Source organism: Brevundimonas sp., from assembly GCF_031412435.1.
In the GTDB taxonomy this organism is placed as follows: domain Bacteria; phylum Pseudomonadota; class Alphaproteobacteria; order Caulobacterales; family Caulobacteraceae; genus Brevundimonas.
The window spans coordinates 1-18,811 of record NZ_JANODA010000015.1 but is presented as its reverse complement, the minus strand read 5'-3'; the positions used below and the strand labels follow the sequence as shown (position 1 = coordinate 18,811).

Genomic DNA, 18,811 nt, shown 5'->3' with positions numbered 1-18,811 from the left:
GCCGGCCTGCCCAAGGCGGAACTCCACCTGCATATCGAGGGCAGCCTCGAGCCCGAGCTGATGTTCGAACTGGCCCAGCGCAACGGCGTGGCCATCCCGTTCGACAGCGTCGAGGCGGTGCGCGCGGCGTATGATTTCTCGAACCTGCAGGACTTCCTCGACATCTACTACGCCGGGGCCAACGTCCTGCTAACCCGGCGCGACTTCGAGGATCTGGCCTTCGCCTATTTCCAGCGTGCGGCGGCCGACAATGTCCGGCACGCCGAAATCTTCTTCGATCCGCAAACCCATACTGACCGGGGCGTGCCCTTCGGCGTGGTGGTCGAGGGGCTGATCGCCGGCATGGAACGGGCGAAGACCGAACTGGGCGTCACCTCGGGCCTGATCCTCAGCTTCCTGCGCCATCTGAGCGAGGAGGAGGCCTTTGCCACACTGGAGGCGGCGACGCCGTACCTGCGTCATTTCGTCGGCGTCGGTCTGGATTCGTCGGAGGTCGGCCACCCGCCCGCCAAATTCGAGCGGGTCTTCGCCGCCGCCGGCGAACTGGGCCTCAAGCTCTGCGCCCACGCCGGCGAGGAGGGGCCGCCCGCCTATGTGCGCGAGGCGCTGGACCTGCTGCACATCGACCGCATGGACCACGGCAACCGGTCGATGGAGGACGAGAGTCTGATCCAGCGACTGGCCGCCGAGCAGATGACGCTGACCGTCTGTCCCCTGTCCAATCTGAAGCTCTGCGTGGTGACGGATCTGAAGGACCACCCTGTGCCGGAGATGCTGCGCCGGGGCCTGCATGTGACGCTGAACTCGGACGATCCGGCCTATTTCGGCGGCTATGTGAACGCCAACTACAGTCGGCTGGCCGAGGCCGTCGGGCTGAGCCGGGAGCAGGTGACGCAGATGGCGCGGAACAGCTTCGAAGGCTCATTCCTGCCGGACGCCGACAAGGCGAAGCTTCTGGCCGAGGTCGACGCCTACGCGGGCTGAGTTTGCACTGTTCCGGAAATTTCGGGTGCAAGACAGTGCAAGTTGGGGGGCTGGGATGACACGCGAAAGCGGGGCTCACGGCATGACACGGGGCGTGTTCGCCCTCTCCGCGAACCGTGGCCGCCATTCTAGATCGGCCCGAGACCAAGGCTAACAAACAGGGTCGAACGGGGCTCTGGACCAGGCGTGGCGGTATTTTCGGATGCGCATAGGAAAATAGATGCGACATGGACGCCGGTGGTCGTCGTTTCCCAAGCTCACGCTTGACTCGGGGCCGGAGTCGGGGCCTTGGTGACCGCGCTCTCGCGGGAGAGATCGGGCCGTCACTCCAGCTTTGGGGCGGACCCGGAGCCGAAGGCGCAACCGCCCCGGAAACGCTCAGGCAAACGGACCGCGAGAACATTCGGACGCTGGAAAGCCGATCTTCGGATCGCGCCGACGGAGCAAGACGCCTCTCATTCCGTCAGGGATGGGCGGGGTTGGAATCTCTCAGGCTTCACAGACAGCGGGGGCGCGAGGACGGCGGAGCTTTCCGCCTCGAGACGCGACCCTGAAAGTCTGGACCCGCATGACCGACGAAACGCTGAAGACCACCGTCCTGAACGCCGCGCACCGCGCGTTGGGAGCCCGCATGGTCGGGTTCGGCGGCTATGACATGCCGGTGCAGTACGAAGGCGTCCTGGCCGAGCACCGCTGGACGCGCGAGCACGCCGGCCTGTTCGACGTGTCGCACATGGGCCAGTGCAAGATCACCGGCGCCGATGCGATCGACCAGTTCCAGCGGTTCGTCCCCGGCGACTATGCGGCGCTGAAGGCCGGGCGTCAGAAATACAGCCTGCTGCTGAACCAACAGGGCGGGATCATCGACGACCTGATGGCCGGCAAGCCCGATCACGACGGCCTGTTCGTCGTCGTCAACGCCGGCAACAAGGACGAGGATTTCGCCTTCTGGTCCGAGCATCTGTCGGGCGACGCGACCCTGACCGTGCTGGACGACCGCGCCCTGATCGCGATTCAGGGGCCGGAAGCGGCCGAGGTCATGGCGAAGCACGAGCCGGTCCTGGCCGAGTTCGGCTTCATGGACTGCGCCCGGCTGATGCTGTTCGGGGTCGACTGCTATGTGTCGCGCTCGGGCTATACCGGCGAGGACGGATACGAGATTTCGGTCCCGGCAGCCGACGCCGAGCGGGTGTGGAACACGATCCTGGAGGACAGCCGGGTCAAGCCGATCGGCCTGGGAGCGCGGGACAGCCTGCGCCTCGAGGCCGGGCTGCCGCTGCATGGGCATGACATCGATCCGGGCACCTCGCCGGTCGAGGGGGCGTTGACCTTTGCCCTGTCGAAGTCGCGCAAGGACGCCGCCGACTTCAACGGCGCCGCGCGCATCCTGAAGGAACTGGCCGAGGGTCCGTCGCGGGTACGCGTGGGTCTGAGCGTCAAGGAAGGCGCGCCGGCCCGTGAGGGCGCCGAGATCGCCGATCTGGACGGAAACGTCATCGGGAAGGTGACCTCGGGCGGGCCGTCGCCGACCCTGGGTCGCAACATCGCCATGGGCTATGTGCCGCCAGCGCATGCGGTGCTCGGCAAGGAACTGAAGGTCATCGTGCGCGGCAAGGCCGCCGCCGCCGAGGTGATCGACATGCCCTTCGTCGCCCAACGCTATTACCGCAAACCCAAGGCCTGATCCCCCGGTCAAGCCGGAGGATGACGAGAAAAAGGAACTGACCATGCACTTCACCAAGGATCACGAGTGGGTTCGCCTCGACGGCGACGTCGCCACCGTTGGCATCACCAGACACGCCGCCGACCAGCTGGGCGATGTGGTGTTCGTCGAGACTCCGGAAGCCGGCAAGACCGTCGGCAAGGGCGACAGCTTCGCCGTCGTCGAGAGCGTGAAGGCGGCCTCGGACGTCTATGCCCCGGTGTCGGGCGAGGTGATTGAGGGCAATTCCGTGCTGGCGACTGCGCCTGAGACGGTCAATGCCGACGCCGAAGGCGAAGGCTGGTTCGCGAAGATCAAGGTGTCGGACGCCGGCCAGATCGACGGCCTGATGGACCGCGCCGCCTACGATGAGTTCCTGGCCACCCTCTGATTGTCATCCCGGCCGAAGCGAAGCGGAGAGCCGGGACATGCCTGCCGATAAGACCCCGGTCCCGGAGAGCGGAGCTCATCCGGGGCAAGCTCGAAGTCCCGCCCTTGTCCCGGTTCAGCCCAGCGGCTGACCGGGACATACAAAATCATCCCACGCCGTCCCGGCTCTCCGCTTCGCTTCGGCCGGGATGACAAGGTCTCCCCGCCGCTAGGTGAACACACGATGCGCTACCTGCCCCTGACCCCCGACGACCGCACGGCGATGCTCGCCGCCATCGGCGTGAAATCCATCGATGACCTGTTCGTGGACGTGCCCCAGCCGGCGCAGCGCGACGGCTTCGTCGACCTGCCCCGAGTGATGGGCGAGCTGGAGGTCGAGCGGGCGTTGAAGACACTGGCGGGCAAGAACGCGGCGGCGGGCGACGTGCCCTTCTTCTGCGGCGCGGGCGCCTATCGCCACCATGTGCCGGCGACGGTGGATCACGTGATCCAGCGCTCGGAGTTCCTGACCAGCTACACGCCCTATCAGCCGGAGATCGCTCAGGGCACGCTGCAGTATCTCTATGAGTTCCAGACCCAGGTCGCGAACCTGACCGGGATGGATGTCGCCAACGCCTCGCTCTACGACGGCTCGACCGCCATGGCCGAGGGCGTGCTGATGGCGACGCGGGTGACGCGCCGGAACAAGGCCGTGATCTCGGGCGGGGTGCATCCGCACTATGTCCGGGCGACCGAGACCGTCGTTCATGCCGTCGGTGTCGAGACCGAGGTCCTGGCCGCCGCCGTGGACGCCGAGGCCGACGTCATCGCCCGGATCGGGCCGGACACGGCCTGTGTCGTCGTCCAGACCCCGAACGTGTTCGGCACGGCGACCGATGTGACGAAGATCGCGGAAGCCGCCCACGCCGCCGGCGCCCTGCTGATCGTCGTGGTCACCGAGGCTGTGTCCATGGGCCTGTTGAAGTCGCCGGGCGAGATGGGGGCCGACATCGTCGCCGCCGAGGGCCAGTCGATCGGCAACGCCCTGAACTATGGCGGGCCCTATGTCGGCCTGTTCGCCACGCGCGAGAAACTGATCCGCCAGATGCCGGGCCGGCTGTGCGGCGAGACGGTGGACGCCGACGGCGAGCGCGGCTTCGTCCTGACCCTGTCGACGCGCGAGCAGCATATCCGCCGCGACAAGGCGACGTCGAACATCTGCACCAACTCCGGCCTGTGCAGCCTGGCCTTCACCATCCACATGAGCCTGCTGGGCGAGACGGGTCTGCGGAAGCTGGCCCTGCTGAACCACGAGAAGGCGCTGGCGACCCGCGACGCGCTGGCCGCAATTCCGGGGGTCGAGATCCTGACCGGCCGGTTCTTCAACGAGTTCGCTGTGAAGCTGCCGAAGAACGCCGCCGAGGTGGTGGACCAGCTGGCGGCGCATCACGTGCTGGCCGGCGTGCCCTACAGCCGGCTGGCCCCCGAGGCCGGCATGGACGACGTCCTGCTGGTCTGCGCGACCGAAACCACGCTGGATGCGGACATCCAGATCCTCGCCAAGTCCCTGACCAAGATCCTGGGAGCCTGATCATGAGCACGATGAACACCGTCGGCCGCCCGACCGCTCCCACCGCCGGGGATCACGACTACAAGCATCCGACCCTGACGGGCGGGCGCGGCCTGTTGCAGGACGAGGCTCTGATCTTCGAGGGCGACGGCTGGGGCAAGACCGGCGTCGACCTGCCGGAACCGAAAACGGACGGCAGCGATCTGGGTGACCTGATCCGGCGCGATCCGATCGGCCTGCCGGGCCTCAGCGAGCCAGAGACGATGCGCCATTATGTGCGTCTGTCCCAGAAGAACCACGCCATCGACCTGGCCCTGTATCCGCTGGGCTCGTGCACGATGAAGCACAATCCGCGCCTGAACGAGAAGATGGCGCGCCTGCCGGGCTTCTCCGACATCCACCCGCTGCAGCCGGTCTCGACCGTTCAGGGCGCGCTGGAGCTGATGGACACCCTGGCCCACTGGCTGAAGACCCTGACCGGCATGCCGGCCGTGGCGCTCTCCCCGAAAGCAGGAGCCCATGGCGAACTGTGCGGCCTGATGGCCATCCGGGCCGCGCACGAGGCCTCGGGCCAGCATGAGAAGCGTCGCAAGGTGCTGGTGCCCACCTCGGCCCACGGCACCAACCCGGCCACGGCGGCCTTCGTCGGCTATACGGTGGTCGAGGTCGCCCAGACTGCGGACGGCCGCGTCGACGTGGCCGACCTGGCCTCCAAGCTGGGCGACGACGTCGCCGCCATCATGGTGACCAACCCCAACACTTGCGGCCTGTTCGAGCGCGACATCCTCGAGATCAGCCGCCTGACCCATGAGGCCGGAGCCTATTTCTACTGCGACGGGGCCAACTTCAACGCCATCGTCGGCCGAGTTCGTCCGGGGGATCTCGGCGTCGACGCCATGCACATCAACCTGCACAAGACCTTCTCGACGCCCCACGGCGGCGGCGGTCCGGGCTCCGGGCCGGTGGTGCTGTCGGCGGCCCTGGCCCCGTTCGCCCCGGCCCCCTGGGTCGTCGCCGACGGGGAGGGCTTCAAGCTGCTGGAGCGCGAGGAGGACGAGGCGGTCCAGGCCTTCGGCCGCATGTGCGCCTTCAACGGCCAGATGGGCATGTTCGTCCGGGCGCTCAGCTACATGATGAGCCATGGCTCGGACGGCCTGCGGCAGGTCGCCGAGGACGCCGTGCTGAACGCCAACTACATCAAGGCGCGGCTGTCCGACGTGATGAGCGCGGCCTTCCCCGACGGTCCGTGCATGCACGAGGCTCTGTTCGACGACGAATGGCTGAAGGGCACGGACATCACCACGCTCGACTTCGCCAAGGCGATGATCGACGAGGGCTTCCACCCGATGACCATGTATTTCCCCCTGGTGGTGCACGGGGCCATGCTGATCGAGCCGACCGAGACGGAATCCAAGGCCGAGCTGGACCGGTTCATCAACGCCCTGCGTCTGCTGGCGCAGGCGGCCAAGGACGGAGAGGTCGAACGGTTCAAGGGGGCGCCCTTCCATGCGCCCCTGCGTCGTCTGGACGAGACGCGTGCGGCCCGGTCGCCGAAGCTGCGCTGGACCGCGCCGGAAGGCACGAACATCGCGGCGGAATAACCCGCCTCAGCTGAGCGTTCGGCGCAGGGCGGCGAAGGCCGCCTTGCCGTGGAATTCCGGGCCGTTGCCATCGACCGAGGCCAACCAGGCCTCGGTCGAGATTTTCAGCACGCCAATGGCGGCGATGGCGACCATCCGGGCCTGAAGGTCGTCTGCGGCCAGGCCCTTGCGGCTGGTGAGGGCGGCCGTGAGCCGCCGCTCCATTGTGTCGTACCTGGCGTGATCGCTGGCCTGAAGCGCAGGTGTAGCCTTGATCAACCGCGCCAGCGTGCGCGGGCCCTCGCCCTGAAAATCCGCCGCCATCTCGGTCAGGGCGTGCTCCGCCATGTCCATCAGAGGTTCGTCGGCGGGCCGGGCGGCGATCGCAGTCTCTATCCGCACGATGACGTCAGCCTTGGCCGAAAGGACGATGTCCTCCTTGGAGCCGAAATAGTGAAACAGCGTCCGGCGCGAGACGTCGGCGGCGGCGGCGATGTCGTCGAGCGTCGCGTCCTCAAAGCCGCGTTCCGAGAACAGTTTGAAGGCGGCGGTCTGGATGCGGGCATGGGTCTCCGCCCGCTTGCGCGCTCTCAGTCCGGGTTGCAGCGAATTGTCTTGCATAGCTTGCATATTTGCATTGAGTGCAGATATTGCAGCTCAGCGCCCTTCCATTGATCCCGCAGGATAACCGCCATGGTGAACTGGACCACCCGGAACATACCGGATCAGAGCGGCAGGCTCGCTATCGTGACCGGCTCGACGGGCGGGACAGGATACGAAACGGCGCTGGAACTCGCCCGGAAGGGGGCGGACGTCCTGATCGCCGCCCGCAATCCCGTGAAGGGGGATAAGGCCGTAGCGCGCATCCGCGGGGCCGTCCCGACCGCCAACGTCCGATTCGAGCAGCTCGATCTGGCCAGCCAGGCCTCGGTCGCGGACTTCGCAGATCGCATGCTGTGGGACGGACGGCCGATCGACATCCTGGTGAACAACGCCGGGGTCATGGCCCTGCCCACGCGAGAGGAGACGGTCGACGGGTTCGAGATGCAGCTGGCGACCAATTACCTCGGTCACTTCGCTCTGACGGCGCGGCTGTTGCGGTTGCTGAAGGCGGGGCAGGCGCGGGTGGTGTCCTTGTCCTCGATCGCCCATCGGCGTGGTCGGATCGCCTTCGACGATCTCAACGCCGAACGGGGCTACGACGCATGGGCGGTCTATTCCCAGTCCAAGCTGGCGATGTTGATGTTCGGTCTGGAGCTGGATCGCAGGAGCCAGGCGAACGGTTGGGGCCTGACCAGCATCGCCGCCCATCCCGGGGTAGCGCGGACGGGATTGATCGCGGCAGGGCCCCTGGGGCGGAAGCCTGTCGCCCGCCTGGTCATGAATGTCTTCTTCCCACCGATCGCACCGTTGTTCAGCAACTCGGCGGCGGGCGGGGCTCTGCCGATCCTGATGGCGGCGACGGACCCCGCAGTGCAGGGCGGCGCCTATGTCGGCGTTACGCGGATGCGGGAGATCAAGGGGCCGCCGGGACCGGCCAGGCCGGAGCCGCAAGCGCTGGATCAAGCGGCCGCCGCGCGGCTGTGGGAGGCGACCGAGGCCCTGCTGGGGGTGCGATTCGGGTGAAATCTTTCCGCAACTGCGAAGCACGCGGTTGTGAATGTGGCAGAATAGCGTCCTGACGCGACAGGCGTAGAGTCCCCCCTGCGTTATCGGAACGGAAACACGCGTTGGGAGGCGCTGTCGTTATGATGTCACGCGTAAAAAAGGGAATGATCGCAGGCTTGTTCGCCACGGTCGTCGTTTCATTACTCGAAGCCGTGAACCTGTTTGCTGGTCCGTGGGTGGAGCCGTTTCCGCTCTTCGTGGCCAGCCTGATCGGGATGCCTGGAAACCTGGCCGTGGGGTGGATCGCTCACTTCGTCGCCGGGGCGGTGATCCTGGGGGGCCTGTTCGGGATCCTGTGTCCCCGGATGCCGGGCGCCACGCCTGAGACCAAGGGCATCATCTTCGCTGTGGGCGCCTGGGCGGTGCTGATGGTGATGGTGTTCCTGTTCGGCGATTCGCGGATCTTCCGGGGCTCGGGCGGGTTCGGCATGGTCGGCTGGATGCTGGTCACCCACGCCGTGTTCGGGATCGTGCTGGGCAATGTCTACGCCCGGCTGGTGGCGCGCGAAAAGCGGGCCGCCAAGCTGATGGACGGGGTCGCCCCGGCCCACTAACTGGCCGCAAATGAGAAGGGCGGCGCACCGGTCAGGTGCGCCGCCCTTTCGCGTGCCCGGAGGCCAGGAGCCTAGTTCAGGCGCGTGCCGATCTGGGCGATGGCGGCGTCGAGCAGGGGGTCGGTCTTCGCGCCGGCGATGCGGGCGGTCAGGATGGTCTCGGCGGCCTGGGCGGCGACCTCGGCGGCGGCGGCCTTGACCTCGGCCGTGGCCTGGACCTCGGCGGAGGCGATGCGGCGTTCCGCCAGGGCCTGACGACGGGCCAGGGTCTCTTCGAGGCGGACCTTGGCGTCGGCTTCCATGATGCGGGCGTCGGCTTCGGCGGCGGCGAGCATGTCGCGGGCCTGCGCCTCGGCGGCGGCCTTCTCGGCGCGGATCTCAGCCAACAGGGCCTCGGCCTCGGCGCGCAGGCGCTGGGCTTCGTCGAGCTCGGCCTGGATCTTGGCGCCCTTGGCGTCGAGCTGGCCGGCGACCAGTTTCGGCACGCCGACGAAGACGCAGATGCCGATGAAGATCAGCAGGCCGACAGCGACCCAGAGTTCCGCGTTGTCGAGGCTGTAGAGATGCGGATTGAAGAATTCCATCAGGCGGCGCCCTTCACGGCGGCGGCGGTTTCGGCAGCAGTCGGGGCCTTGCCGGTCAGGCGCTCGACGATGGCCGAGGCGGTGTCGGCGGCGATGGTGGCGACATTGGCCATGGCGGCGTCGCGGGTCTTGCCGATGGCGGTCTCGGCCTCGGCGATGCGGGCGTTGACGACGGCTTCTTCCTCGGCGGCGCGACGGTTGGCTTCGTCGGTGACGCGAGCCTTGGCGGCGACGGAGGCGGCGCGCGAGTCCGCGCGGGCCTTCTCGACCTCGGCCTTGGCGGCTTCGGCCTGACCTGCGGCCTCGGCCTGGACCTGACGGGCCGTGGCGATGGCGGTGGAGATGGTGGCTTCACGCTCGTCGAACACGCGGCGCATGCGCGGGGCGAAGACCTTGGCGATCAGCAGATAAAGGATGGCGAACAGGAAGATCAGATAGACGATCTGTCCGAACCAGTGCTGGAACTCGAACTGGGGCAGACCGCCGCCTTCGCCGTGAGCGGCTTCGGTGGAGGCGTGCGTTGTCGCGACATCGACCGTGCCGGGCGCGTGAGGAACGAGTTCGGGCGTGTGTGCAGTCATGGTCCGTCTGTTCTGGAATCAATCGAAAAGGCGCGGCAACCGGATCACCGGCGCCGCGCCTGATCGGATGCGGCGGCCTTAGGCCGAGTAGATCAGGATGCCCAGAACGAAGGACAGGATGCCCAGGGCCTCGGCCAGGGCGGCGCCCACGAACAGGTTGCCGATTTGCGAGCCGGCGGCCGACGGGTTGCGCAGGGCGCCCGTCAGGAACGAGCCGAAGATGTTGCCGACGCCGATGCCGGCGCCGATCATGCCGGTCATTGCGAGGCCGGCGCCGATGAGCTTGGCGGCTTCTGCTTCCATAATCTTTAGTCCTAGTCTGAGGTTGGTTGGTTAGGGACGAAAACTGAGGTGGGGCTTTAGTGCCCGTGGCCCAGGTTGACCACATCGTTGAGGTAGATGCAGGTCAGAACGGCGAAGACGAAGGCCTGAAGGAAGGCCACCAGGAACTCCAGCGCGGTCAGGCCGACGGTCATGCCCATCGACAGCAGGGCGATCGGGATACCGAGGCCGAGGCCGACCGAGCCGCCGACACCCACGACCACGAAGCCGGCGAAGACCTTCAGGGCGACGTGGCCGCCCATCATGTTGCCGAACAGACGAAGGGTCAGGGTGACCGGGCGCAGGAGGAACGAGACGAACTCGATGATGATCACGAAGGGCAGGACCGGCCACGGCACGCCCGACGGCACGAACAGCTTGAAGAAGCCCAGGCCGTGCTTGGCGAAGCCAATGACCAGCACCAGCAGGATGGTCAGCACGCCGAAGGTGGCGGTGACGGCGATCTGCGAGGTGGCCGTGAAGGTCAGGAACAGGCCGATGAAGTTCATGGCCAGGATGAAGGTGAAGACGGTGAAGACGAACGGGAACAGCTTCCTGCCGTCATGGCCGATGATGGAATCGACGATGCCGTCGATCATGCCGAACATGGTCTCGCCGGCGGACTGCCAGCGGCCCGGAACGACCTTTGCTCCGGCGGTCACGACCTGAAGGAACAGGACAACCAGACCGAAGGCGATGGTCATGGCCAGGTGCGAGTTCGTGAAAGCGAGCTGCTGCTCACCCACGACAGGCAGGGTCACCGTGCCGAAATCGACAAGCGGAACGATCTGGAACTGGTGAAGCGGATCAGCCATGGGCGCCTTTAGTCTTCTTCGTCATCGTCGAAGGGAACCGACTTCGGCTCCACTCCACTTGCTTTCGCCTGGGCCATCAGGCGTTGCGCCGTCGACCAGGCCATCCAAACCGAAACGGCGAAGCCCAGAAGGACGCCGCCGATCAAACCCCAGGGATTGGTATGGAAATACCAGTCCACGATGGCGCCGAGCGCCAGACCCAAGAACACACCGCCGAACAGGTCGGCGATGATCCGCCACGCCTGACCGGCCGCTGCCTGACCCGCCGCTTCGTGAGAAACCTCGCGGGCGGTGCGCGCCTCCAGAGACGATGCGCTTTCGGTGAGGCGTTTGATCGCCTCTTCGCGCGATTCCGGGGGCAGGGACATGGGCTTTGTTTGTTTCGAACCCCGCCCGACCACGCATGAATTTGCGGGCCCCGACAGGGGTCTGAATTCGGCGCGGAACCTATAGGCGAGGGGGCGGAAGGTCAAGGCGCGGCCGGATCGGGGTAAGGCGTTGAATTGTCGCGGGTCTGACGGGGCCGGGAGGTTGGTGGTCGAAGGATGAACGGGCGGGAGCGGCCAAGGCGGGCGAACGGCAAAACACAGTCCGAAGCGTCCGAAGCGTTCGGGGCGTGCGACTCCAGAAATGGAGTCGATAGAGTCGACAGAGTCTACATCCGGGAGGGTGTTGGAGCGGCGATGTCAAAGACCAGCCGCATTGTCGCACGGTTTCGAGGGGCGCCTGCGATAATGGCTCTCGATAGAGCCGGGCGTTGAAATCGTTGGGGCTCTGGGTCGATGTGTTGATGGGTATGGGCCCGTCTTTCGTCATTCCGGGCGGAGGCGCGTAGCGCCGCAGACCCGGAACGAGGCGGCGCGCGAGAGCGTGAACCTGTCGCGCATGCGGTCGCTGAACCATCGCCTTCGCTTCGCTACGGCGCCGCCTTGTTCCGGGTCTCCGCTGCGCTTTGCCCGGAATGACGAAAGGAAGGGGTGAGCAAGCGAGTCCTCATCCCTCTGGGATAGGGAGGTCAGGTCGCCATCCGCTCCCAGGCCTGACCCACCGGCAGGATCTCCAGCCCGGCCGCCTTCGCCAACCGGATCACGTGGTCGAGGTCGTCGGGGGTGCAGCCGTAGGGGGTGGGGCCGTCCATGACGTCGTGGCCGTAGGCGACGAGCCAGCCCGTGCGCGCGGCGGTCCCGGCCATCAGGGCCTCAAGGTCGTAGCCGGGGAGGCGGCGGCTTTCGAGGCCGATCGCCTGGAGGTTGGCACGGTCGGCCGAGCCGGCGTTGACGCCGTCGCGGACGCCTCGGGCGAGTTTGAACCGGTCGGCGACGACGGCCTTGGCGCCGACGGAGACGTCTCCGTAGGGCCAGGCGAAGGTGGTCATGACATGGCCGGCCAGCCGTTCGGCGACCCATGCGGCGTTCCTGTCCAGGTCGGCGGCGTAGTCGGCGGGGGAGACCGCGAGCGCGCTGGTATGGCCGAAGGTGTGGCAGCCGACCTCGTGGCCGGCGCCGAACAGGGCCTGGAGGTGATCGGTCGTGAACTGGGGCAGGCCCAGGTTCTGGCCGCCCGACAGGCCGCCGGCGACATAGTAGGTGGCTGTCACGCCGTGTTCTTCGAGGATCGGCCCGGCCTCGGTCCAGGCGGTCACGGGAATATCGTCGAACGACAGGCTGAAGACGCCGCGCTCGGGTCGGACCGGTGCGGATCTGACGCCGAGATAACGACCGCCCCGGCGGCGCATCTTGTCGAGGAATGCGGACATGGGGCGAGGATGCACGCGGGGGCTTAAGGGCGGTTGAACGGCCTCAGCGCGGTTTCGGCTTCAGCGCCCGGCCCGCCACCACGGCGGAGGCACCGAATTTCTGGCGCAGGGCGTCGATGGTGGTCTCGGTCTTGAGGGTGCGGCGTTCGGGGGAGGCGAACAGGCCTTCGGGCATGTCTTCCGCGTCCTGGATGTCGGCCAGGCCGATGCCGATCAGGCGGTAGGGGCGGCCGAGCTCGGGGGCGAGAAGCTCGCGGCCGATGGCGAACAGGGCGCGGGCGGTCTGGACCGGATCGGGCAGGGTTTTACGCCGGGTCACGATCTTGAAGTCCGTGCGGCGCAGTTTGAGGACGACGACGCGGCTGGCGACGCCGTCACGGCGGGCCTTGGAGGCGACCTTTTCGCACAGGGGCCAGAGCTCGGCCTCAAGATCCTCCAGTGCCGTCAGGTCGGTGTTGAAGGTGTTCTCGGCGCTCATGCCGCGCCGGTCGTGCTCGGGGTTCACGGAGCGGGCGTCGCGAGCGTGGGAGAGGTCGTGGAGGCGAAGGCCGGTCTCGCCATAGCGTTTGACGAGATCGCGGACATCGGCAGAGGCCAGGTGGCCAACGGTCGCGAAACCGTCCGAGACCAGGGTCTTGCCGAAGACAGGACCGACGCCGGGCAAAATGCGGACGGACTTCGGCGCCAGCAGTCCTTTCGCGTTGGCCGCGCCGATGACGGAGAAGCCGCGCGGCTTGTCCAGTTCGGACGCGATCTTGGCGAGGAAGCGGTTGGGGGCCAACCCTATGGACACCGACAGGCCGGTCTCGTCCTCGATCCGCTTCTGCAGGCGGATGAGCTGCAGCGCGGGCGGGCCGCCGTTGAGGCGTTCGGTGCCAGAGAGGTCGATCCAGGCCTCGTCGAGGGACAGGGTCTGGACCAGGGGCGTCAGCTCTCCGACGAACCGGAAGATGCGTTCCGATTCAGGGACGTATTTCGAGAAGTCCGGTTTGAGGACGACGGCGTCGGGACAGGCCTTCAGCGCCTTGAACATCGGCATGGCGGAGTGAACGCCAGACTGGCGGGCGATATAGCAGCAGGTGGAGACCACGCCGCGCACGCCGCCGCCGACGATGACGGGCCGGTCGCGGAGTTCGGGGCGGTCCCGCTTCTCCACCGAGGCGTAGAAGGCGTCGCAGTCCAGATGGGCGATCGACAGCTGGTCCAGCTCGGGATCGCAGACGACGCGCGGGGAGCCGCAGGACGGACAGCGCCGAACGACGTCCTCCCCGGTCCACAGGCATTCACGACAGATGGCCTTCATGGTGAAGCTTGAATTCCCGACTTCACGCCAACTTAAGACTGGATCGGCATGATCCCAATCGAAGAGGGCGAAAAGCCTCCGAGCGCAATGTGCGCGTCAGTCGAGGCGGCCAGACCGGGTGAAGATGTCCAAGAAAGTCCTCATCGTCGAGGATAACGAGCTGAACATGAAGCTGTTTCATGATCTGCTCGACTCGCAGGGCTATCAGATCCTGCAGACCCGCGAGGGGATGCAGGCGATGGCCATGGCGCGCCAGCACATGCCCGACCTGATCCTGATGGACATCCAGCTGCCCGAGATCTCGGGGCTGGAGGTGACCAAATGGCTCAAGGACGACGAGGAACTGGCCCACATTCCGATCATCGCGGTGACGGCCTTCGCCATGAAGGGCGACGAGGAGCGGATCCGGCAGGGCGGCTGCGAGGCCTATATCTCCAAGCCGATCTCGGTGATGCATTTCCTGGAAACGGTGAAGAAACATCTGAACCAGCCAGTAACGGTGGGGTAGCTTTCCAATGACCGCGCGTATTCTTGTGGTCGACGACGTCGAGGCCAATGTCCGCCTGCTCGAGGCGAAGCTGACGCTTGAATACTATGACGTCCTGACGTGCCAGGACGGGGCGACGGCGCTGACGGCGGCGGCGGCGGAACAGCCCGACATCATCCTGCTGGACGTCATGATGCCCGGGATGGACGGGTTCGAGACCTGCCGCCGGTTGAAGGCCGATCCGATCACCAATCATATCCCTGTCGTGCTGGTGACGGCGCTGGACGGGCGCGAGGACCGGATCAAGGGGCTGGAGGCGGGGGCCGACGACTTCGTGACCAAGCCGCTGGACGACGTGATCCTGTTCGCCCGCGTGCGGTCGCTGACCCGGCTGAAGCTGGTCATGGACGAGCTGCGCGAGCGGGAAGAGAGCGGACGGCGCCTGGGGGTCACGACAGACGGGGCCGGGCGGCTGAGGGGCTCGGGCGGCCGGGTCCTGATCGTCGACGACAATGCGCGCCAGGCCGAGAAGATCGCCCAGGAACTGACGCGCGAGCATCGCCCCTCGATCGAGACCGACGCAGGCGACGGGCTGGTCGCGTCCCGGGGAGCGATCGACCTGATGATCATCAATGTGGCGGCGGCGGAGTTCGACGGCCTGCGTCTGATTGCCCAGGTGCGGTCGGCCGAGCCGACGCGGCATCTGCCCATTCTGGCCGTGGTGGATCCGTCGGACCGACCCAGGCTGGTCAAGGCGCTGGAGCTGGGCGTCAACGACATCCTGATGAAGCCTGTGGACCCGGAGGAACTGGCGGCGCGGGCCCGGACCCAGATCCGGAGGAAGCGCTACACCGACTTCCTCAAGGAGAAGCTGGACTACAGTCTGGAGATGGCCGTCACCGACGCCCTGACCGGACTTCATAACCGGCGCTACATGGCCGGGCAGCTTCAAGCGTTTGTCACTCGGGCGGCCCAGGGCGGCGAGCCCGTGTCGGTGCTGGTGCTGGACATCGACCACTTCAAGAAGGTCAACGACGGCTTCGGCCACGACGCGGGCGACGAGGTGCTGCGCGAGTTCGCCGTGCGCCTGGCCACCAACGTCCGCGCCGTCGACCTGCCGTGCCGGCTGGGGGGCGAGGAGTTCGTCGTCGTCATGCCGGGTACGAAGCTGGAAGACGCCCACCGCATCGCCGAACGCATCCGCCGCGACGTCGGCTCGACGCCGTTCCGGGTGATGAACGGGCAGGAGCACCTTACGGTGACCATCTCCATCGGGGTGGCCGCGTCGCTGGGGGCGGACGATACGCCCGACGCCCTGCTGAAGCGGGCGGACGAAGGCGTCTACGAGGCCAAGGCCACGGGGCGCGACCGCGTCATCGCCCGGGCGGCGTAGGCCTTACAGCAAAACGCCCGGTCGTTTCCGACCGGGCGCTTCAGAGTCAGCGTGGGATCAAGGCTTACTTGATCTTGCCTTCCTTGAACTCGACGTGCTTGCGCACGACCGGGTCGTACTTCTTGACGACCATCTTCTCGGTCATCGTACGGGCGTTCTTCTTGGTGACGTAGAAGAAGCCGGTGTCAGCCGTGGAGTTCAGGCGGATCTTGATGGAGGCGGGCTTTGCCATCGGAAATTACCTTTGCGACGGCGGTTGAGCCGTAAAATGAGAGGCGCGGAACATACTCAGGGAAGTCGCGAAGTCAACGGGCGTCTTGGCGCCTTGAGAATGTTGTCGAGGTGAGCGACGCTCGCCGCGTGAAATCCGCCCTGATCGTCGCAGCCGCAGTCATGCTTTCCGGATGCGCCACCGCGAGCTCGTCGTCCGGTCCGCAGGATGTCTTCATGACCCGGCTGAACGCCCTCTGCGGACAGAGGTTCGAAGGCCGGGTGGTGACGACCGACGCCGCCGACGCCGACTTCGCCAACAGTCGGCTGGTGATGCATGTGCGCGACTGTTCGCCCACGGAGGTCGGCATCCCGTTCGCCGTGGGTGAGGACCGCTCGCGCCGCTGGATCGTGACGCGGACCGGGGCGGGCCTTCGCCTGAAGCATGATCACCGCGATCCCGAGGGCGTCATCCACGGTTATCACATGTACGGCGGCGACAGCGCCGGGCCGGGCACGGCCTCGCGCCAGGAGTTTCCCGTGGACCAGGAGTCCATCGACCAGTTCATCGCGGGCGGCGCCGCAGTCTCGACCACCAATGTCTGGGCGGTCGAGGTCCATCCGGGCCGGATGTTCGCCTATGAGCTGCGTCGCGCGAACCGGCACTTTCGGGTAGAGTTCGATTTGACGAAACCGGTAACGGACTAGGGAGGGCTGACGATGCGTATGAACCTCGGGCGTCTGGCGTCGATCGCCCTGCTGGGCGCAGGCCTGTCGGGCTGTGCGGGCGGCGGCCTGGTCAACCTGAACTGCGGCGTCGCTGCGGACGGTCTGCTGTCGAACTGCCTGGTCGTTTCCGAGAGCCCGCCGAATGAAGGTTACGGAGCGGCCGCAGCGCGGTCGGCGGAGGGGACGCGCCTGTCCGAGGCGACGATGCGCGAGCCGCCGGCGTCCGGACGGATCAACTTCGTCGTCCGGGGCGTGCAGAGGCCGGCCGTTCCCGAGCCCCGGCCTTGACCTGAGGCCCCCTCACGCGTAAACGCGCCGGACTTTCGAGGCGGGTCCTTATCCGGGGCCCATCCTGATCGTGACAATTGAACGGACGGGCTGTGCCCGCCGGAACGCCCAAAGCGCGCGTTCCGGTTTTTTCGTTTGGCGGTCTCGCATCTGGTCTCGAACGACCCCGGGCAGGCCGCTTTCCTCACTGGAGGGGGCCTGTTCAAAAGAAGGAAACCGAGGCGCCCCGGCCGACAGGCACACGCCTCCATCAGAAGTCGAGACTGTTCTACCGATGCCTACGATCAACCAGCTGATCCGCAAGCCCCGCAAGCCCAAGCCCGTGCGCAACAAGGTGCCGGCCCTGGAGGGTTCGCCCCAGCGCCGCGGCGTTTGCACCCGCGTCTACACGACGACCCCGAAGAAGCCGAACTCGGCTCTGCGTAAGGTCGCCAAGGTCCGTCTGGCCAAGTCCGGCTATGAAGCCGTGTGCTACATCCCCGGCGAGGGCCACAATCTTCAGGAGCACTCGGTGGTCCTGATCCGCGGCGGCCGCGTGAAGGACTTGCCCGGCGTCCGCTACCACATCCTGCGCGGCGTGCTCGACACGCAAGGCGTGAAGGACCGCAAGCAGCGCCGTTCGCACTACGGCACCAAGCGTCCGAAGTAAGCGACCCGCTCTCACCGAATTCGGCCAGCGCAGCCTGGCCCTCCGAAACCGAACTAGAAGGCCAACCGCATGTCACGTCGTCACCGCGCCCAGAAACGCGAAGTCCTGCCGGATCCCAAGTACAAGGATCTGACCGTCACCAAGTTCATGAACTACGTCATGTACGAGGGCAAAAAGGCCGTCGCCGAAAACATCGTCTACGGTGCGTTCGAAATCCTCGCCGACAAGAAGAAGGACTTCGAGCCGGTCCAGACCTTCCACACCGCCCTGGAAAACGTCCAGCCGTCGGTCGAAGTCCGTTCGCGTCGCGTCGGCGGCGCCACCTACCAGGTTCCGGTCGAGGTTCGCCCCGATCGTCGCCGCGCCCTGGCCATCCGCTGGCTGGTGAACGCTGCGCGCAAGCGTGGTGAGAACACCATGACCGAAAAACTGGCCGCCGTGCTGCTGGACGCCTCGAACAACCGCGGCACCGCGGTCAAGAAGCGTGAAGACACCCACAAGATGGCCGAAGCCAACCGCGCCTTCAGCCACTACCGCTGGTAGGCGTCTTAAAACCGCCCACTAACGAGCCTATCTAGAGACTATCCGGCGCGGGCGGTTTGAGATAAATCGCCCGCGCTCGCTTATCCGCCACATCGACGATCTCCCGAGGACGCGGACCGCGTCCTGAACATACTTTCAAGGCACGCTTTCATGGCCCGCACACACGCGCTCGAGGACTACCGCAACTTCGGAATCATGGCCCACATCGATGCGGGCAAGACGACGACGACCGAGCGGATCCTGTACTACACCGGCAAGAACCATAAGATCGGCGAAGTCCACGACGGCGCCGCGACCATGGACTGGATGGACCAGGAGCAGGAGCGGGGGATCACGATCACCTCGGCTGCGACCACGGCCTACTGGAAAGAAAAACGCCTCAACATCATCGACACCCCCGGCCACGTGGACTTCACGATTGAAGTCGAGCGTTCGCTGCGCGTGCTCGATGGTGCCGTGACCGTGCTCGACGGCAACGCCGGCGTGGAGCCCCAGACCGAGACCGTCTGGCGCCAGGCCGACAAGTACCGCGTCCCGCGCATCGTGTTCGTCAACAAGATGGACAAGATCGGCGCCGACTTCGACGCCTCGGTCCAGTCGATCCGCGACCGCCTGGGTGCCAAGGCCGTGCCGATCCAGTTCCCGATCGGTTCGGAAAACACCCTGTCGGGCCTGGTCGACATCGTCGCCATGAATGCCGTGGTCTGGGACAACGACGCCCTGGG

General features: G+C 66.4%; 23 protein-coding genes and 2 riboswitches. Of the genes, 14 read left to right on the top strand and 9 right to left on the bottom strand.

Features of this window, described 5'->3' with window-relative positions; all coding sequences use genetic code 11:
* From RMO01_RS03130 to gcvPB, 5 genes are all read left to right on the top strand, one after another.
* A partial coding sequence (locus RMO01_RS03130) for an adenosine deaminase (protein WP_309627592.1) occupies positions 1 to 984 on the top strand: 984 nt, incomplete at its 5' end.
* A gap of 296 nt (positions 985 to 1,280) precedes the next feature.
* Positions 1,281 to 1,388: riboswitch (glycine riboswitch) on the top strand.
* A 4-nt stretch (positions 1,389 to 1,392) separates the two neighbouring features.
* Positions 1,393 to 1,492, top strand: a riboswitch (glycine riboswitch).
* A gap of 60 nt (positions 1,493 to 1,552) precedes the next feature.
* Complete coding sequence (gcvT, locus tag RMO01_RS03125; RefSeq protein ID WP_309627591.1) at positions 1,553 to 2,668, top strand: glycine cleavage system aminomethyltransferase GcvT; 1,116 nt, start codon at positions 1,553 to 1,555, stop codon at positions 2,666 to 2,668.
* Between the two features lie 43 nt (positions 2,669 to 2,711).
* Entirely contained in the window at positions 2,712 to 3,077 is a 366-nt protein-coding gene (gene gcvH / locus RMO01_RS03120) for a glycine cleavage system protein GcvH (protein WP_309627590.1), read from the top strand.
* Between the two features lie 222 nt (positions 3,078 to 3,299).
* On the top strand, positions 3,300 to 4,646 hold the full coding sequence (gene gcvPA, locus RMO01_RS03115) for an aminomethyl-transferring glycine dehydrogenase subunit GcvPA (RefSeq protein ID WP_309627589.1): 1,347 nt from the start codon (positions 3,300 to 3,302) through the stop codon (positions 4,644 to 4,646).
* 2 nt (positions 4,647 to 4,648) lie between these two features.
* Positions 4,649 to 6,226: an aminomethyl-transferring glycine dehydrogenase subunit GcvPB gene (gcvPB, locus tag RMO01_RS03110; RefSeq protein ID WP_309627588.1), complete on the top strand. Its 1,578-nt coding sequence runs from the start codon at positions 4,649 to 4,651 to the stop codon at positions 6,224 to 6,226.
* A 6-nt stretch (positions 6,227 to 6,232) separates the two neighbouring features.
* Here the strand turns inward: gcvPB and RMO01_RS03105 are convergent, their stop codons facing one another.
* Entirely contained in the window at positions 6,233 to 6,826 is a 594-nt protein-coding gene (locus RMO01_RS03105; RefSeq protein ID WP_309627587.1) for a TetR family transcriptional regulator, read from the bottom strand.
* Between the two features lie 72 nt (positions 6,827 to 6,898).
* Between RMO01_RS03105 and RMO01_RS03100 the strand changes: the two genes are divergently transcribed.
* Both RMO01_RS03100 and RMO01_RS03095 read left to right on the top strand, forming a co-directional pair.
* A complete protein-coding gene (locus RMO01_RS03100) occupies positions 6,899 to 7,831 on the top strand; it encodes an SDR family oxidoreductase (protein WP_309627586.1) in 933 nt (310 codons plus the stop codon).
* A 122-nt stretch (positions 7,832 to 7,953) separates the two neighbouring features.
* A complete protein-coding gene (locus RMO01_RS03095; protein WP_309627585.1) occupies positions 7,954 to 8,427 on the top strand; it encodes a DUF6789 family protein in 474 nt (157 codons plus the stop codon).
* A gap of 71 nt (positions 8,428 to 8,498) precedes the next feature.
* Here the strand turns inward: RMO01_RS03095 and RMO01_RS03090 are convergent, their stop codons facing one another.
* The 7 genes from RMO01_RS03090 to RMO01_RS03060 all read right to left on the bottom strand — a co-directional run bounded on the left by RMO01_RS03090 (position 8,499) and on the right by RMO01_RS03060 (position 13,787).
* Entirely contained in the window at positions 8,499 to 9,011 is a 513-nt protein-coding gene (locus tag RMO01_RS03090) for a F0F1 ATP synthase subunit B (protein WP_309627584.1), read from the bottom strand.
* On the bottom strand, positions 9,011 to 9,592 hold the full coding sequence (locus tag RMO01_RS03085; protein WP_309627583.1) for a hypothetical protein: 582 nt from the start codon (positions 9,590 to 9,592) through the stop codon (positions 9,011 to 9,013). Before RMO01_RS03085 ends, RMO01_RS03090 begins: the two co-directional genes overlap by 1 nt.
* A 78-nt stretch (positions 9,593 to 9,670) precedes the next feature.
* Positions 9,671 to 9,895 carry a F0F1 ATP synthase subunit C gene (locus tag RMO01_RS03080; protein ID WP_269516148.1) on the bottom strand — a complete coding sequence of 75 codons (225 nt, stop codon included), beginning with the start codon at positions 9,893 to 9,895 and terminating at the stop codon, positions 9,671 to 9,673.
* Between the two features lie 56 nt (positions 9,896 to 9,951).
* Entirely contained in the window at positions 9,952 to 10,728 is a 777-nt protein-coding gene (locus RMO01_RS03075) for a F0F1 ATP synthase subunit A (protein WP_309627582.1), read from the bottom strand.
* A gap of 8 nt (positions 10,729 to 10,736) precedes the next feature.
* Complete coding sequence (locus RMO01_RS03070) at positions 10,737 to 11,096, bottom strand: AtpZ/AtpI family protein (RefSeq protein WP_309627581.1); 360 nt, start codon at positions 11,094 to 11,096, stop codon at positions 10,737 to 10,739.
* Positions 11,097 to 11,743: 647 nt separating this feature from the next.
* A complete protein-coding gene (locus tag RMO01_RS03065; RefSeq protein ID WP_309627580.1) occupies positions 11,744 to 12,484 on the bottom strand; it encodes a polysaccharide deacetylase family protein in 741 nt (246 codons plus the stop codon).
* Between the two features lie 43 nt (positions 12,485 to 12,527).
* Positions 12,528 to 13,787: a DNA polymerase IV gene (locus RMO01_RS03060; protein WP_309627579.1), complete on the bottom strand. Its 1,260-nt coding sequence runs from the start codon at positions 13,785 to 13,787 to the stop codon at positions 12,528 to 12,530.
* A 124-nt stretch (positions 13,788 to 13,911) separates the two neighbouring features.
* Between RMO01_RS03060 and RMO01_RS03055 the strand changes: the two genes are divergently transcribed.
* Together RMO01_RS03055 and RMO01_RS03050 are read left to right on the top strand one after the other, a co-directional pair.
* Positions 13,912 to 14,295 (top strand): response regulator, encoded by a 384-nt coding sequence (locus RMO01_RS03055; protein WP_309627578.1) that lies wholly within the window; start codon positions 13,912 to 13,914, stop codon positions 14,293 to 14,295.
* Positions 14,296 to 14,302: 7 nt separating this feature from the next.
* Complete coding sequence (locus RMO01_RS03050; RefSeq protein ID WP_309627577.1) at positions 14,303 to 15,667, top strand: PleD family two-component system response regulator; 1,365 nt, start codon at positions 14,303 to 14,305, stop codon at positions 15,665 to 15,667.
* Between the two features lie 64 nt (positions 15,668 to 15,731).
* Here the strand turns inward: RMO01_RS03050 and rpmG are convergent, their stop codons facing one another.
* Positions 15,732 to 15,899: a 50S ribosomal protein L33 gene (gene rpmG / locus RMO01_RS03045; RefSeq protein WP_003164451.1), complete on the bottom strand. Its 168-nt coding sequence runs from the start codon at positions 15,897 to 15,899 to the stop codon at positions 15,732 to 15,734.
* Positions 15,900 to 16,009: 110 nt separating this feature from the next.
* On the opposite strand from rpmG, the gene RMO01_RS03040 reads away from it, so the two are divergent.
* The 5 genes from RMO01_RS03040 to RMO01_RS03020 form a co-directional block, all read left to right on the top strand.
* The gene (locus tag RMO01_RS03040) at positions 16,010 to 16,585 is read left to right on the top strand and encodes a hypothetical protein (protein ID WP_309627576.1); all 576 of its coding nucleotides are present in this window, start codon (positions 16,010 to 16,012) and stop codon (positions 16,583 to 16,585) included.
* 12 nt (positions 16,586 to 16,597) lie between these two features.
* A complete protein-coding gene (locus RMO01_RS03035) occupies positions 16,598 to 16,894 on the top strand; it encodes a hypothetical protein (protein ID WP_309627575.1) in 297 nt (98 codons plus the stop codon).
* Between the two features lie 274 nt (positions 16,895 to 17,168).
* A complete protein-coding gene (rpsL, locus tag RMO01_RS03030) occupies positions 17,169 to 17,543 on the top strand; it encodes a 30S ribosomal protein S12 (protein WP_013269204.1) in 375 nt (124 codons plus the stop codon).
* Between the two features lie 69 nt (positions 17,544 to 17,612).
* Positions 17,613 to 18,086, top strand: coding sequence for a 30S ribosomal protein S7 (gene rpsG / locus RMO01_RS03025; protein ID WP_309627574.1), 474 nt, complete (start codon positions 17,613 to 17,615; stop codon positions 18,084 to 18,086).
* 150 nt (positions 18,087 to 18,236) lie between these two features.
* On the top strand, positions 18,237 to 18,811 hold a 575-nt coding region (locus RMO01_RS03020), incomplete at its 3' end, for a GTP-binding protein (protein ID WP_309627573.1).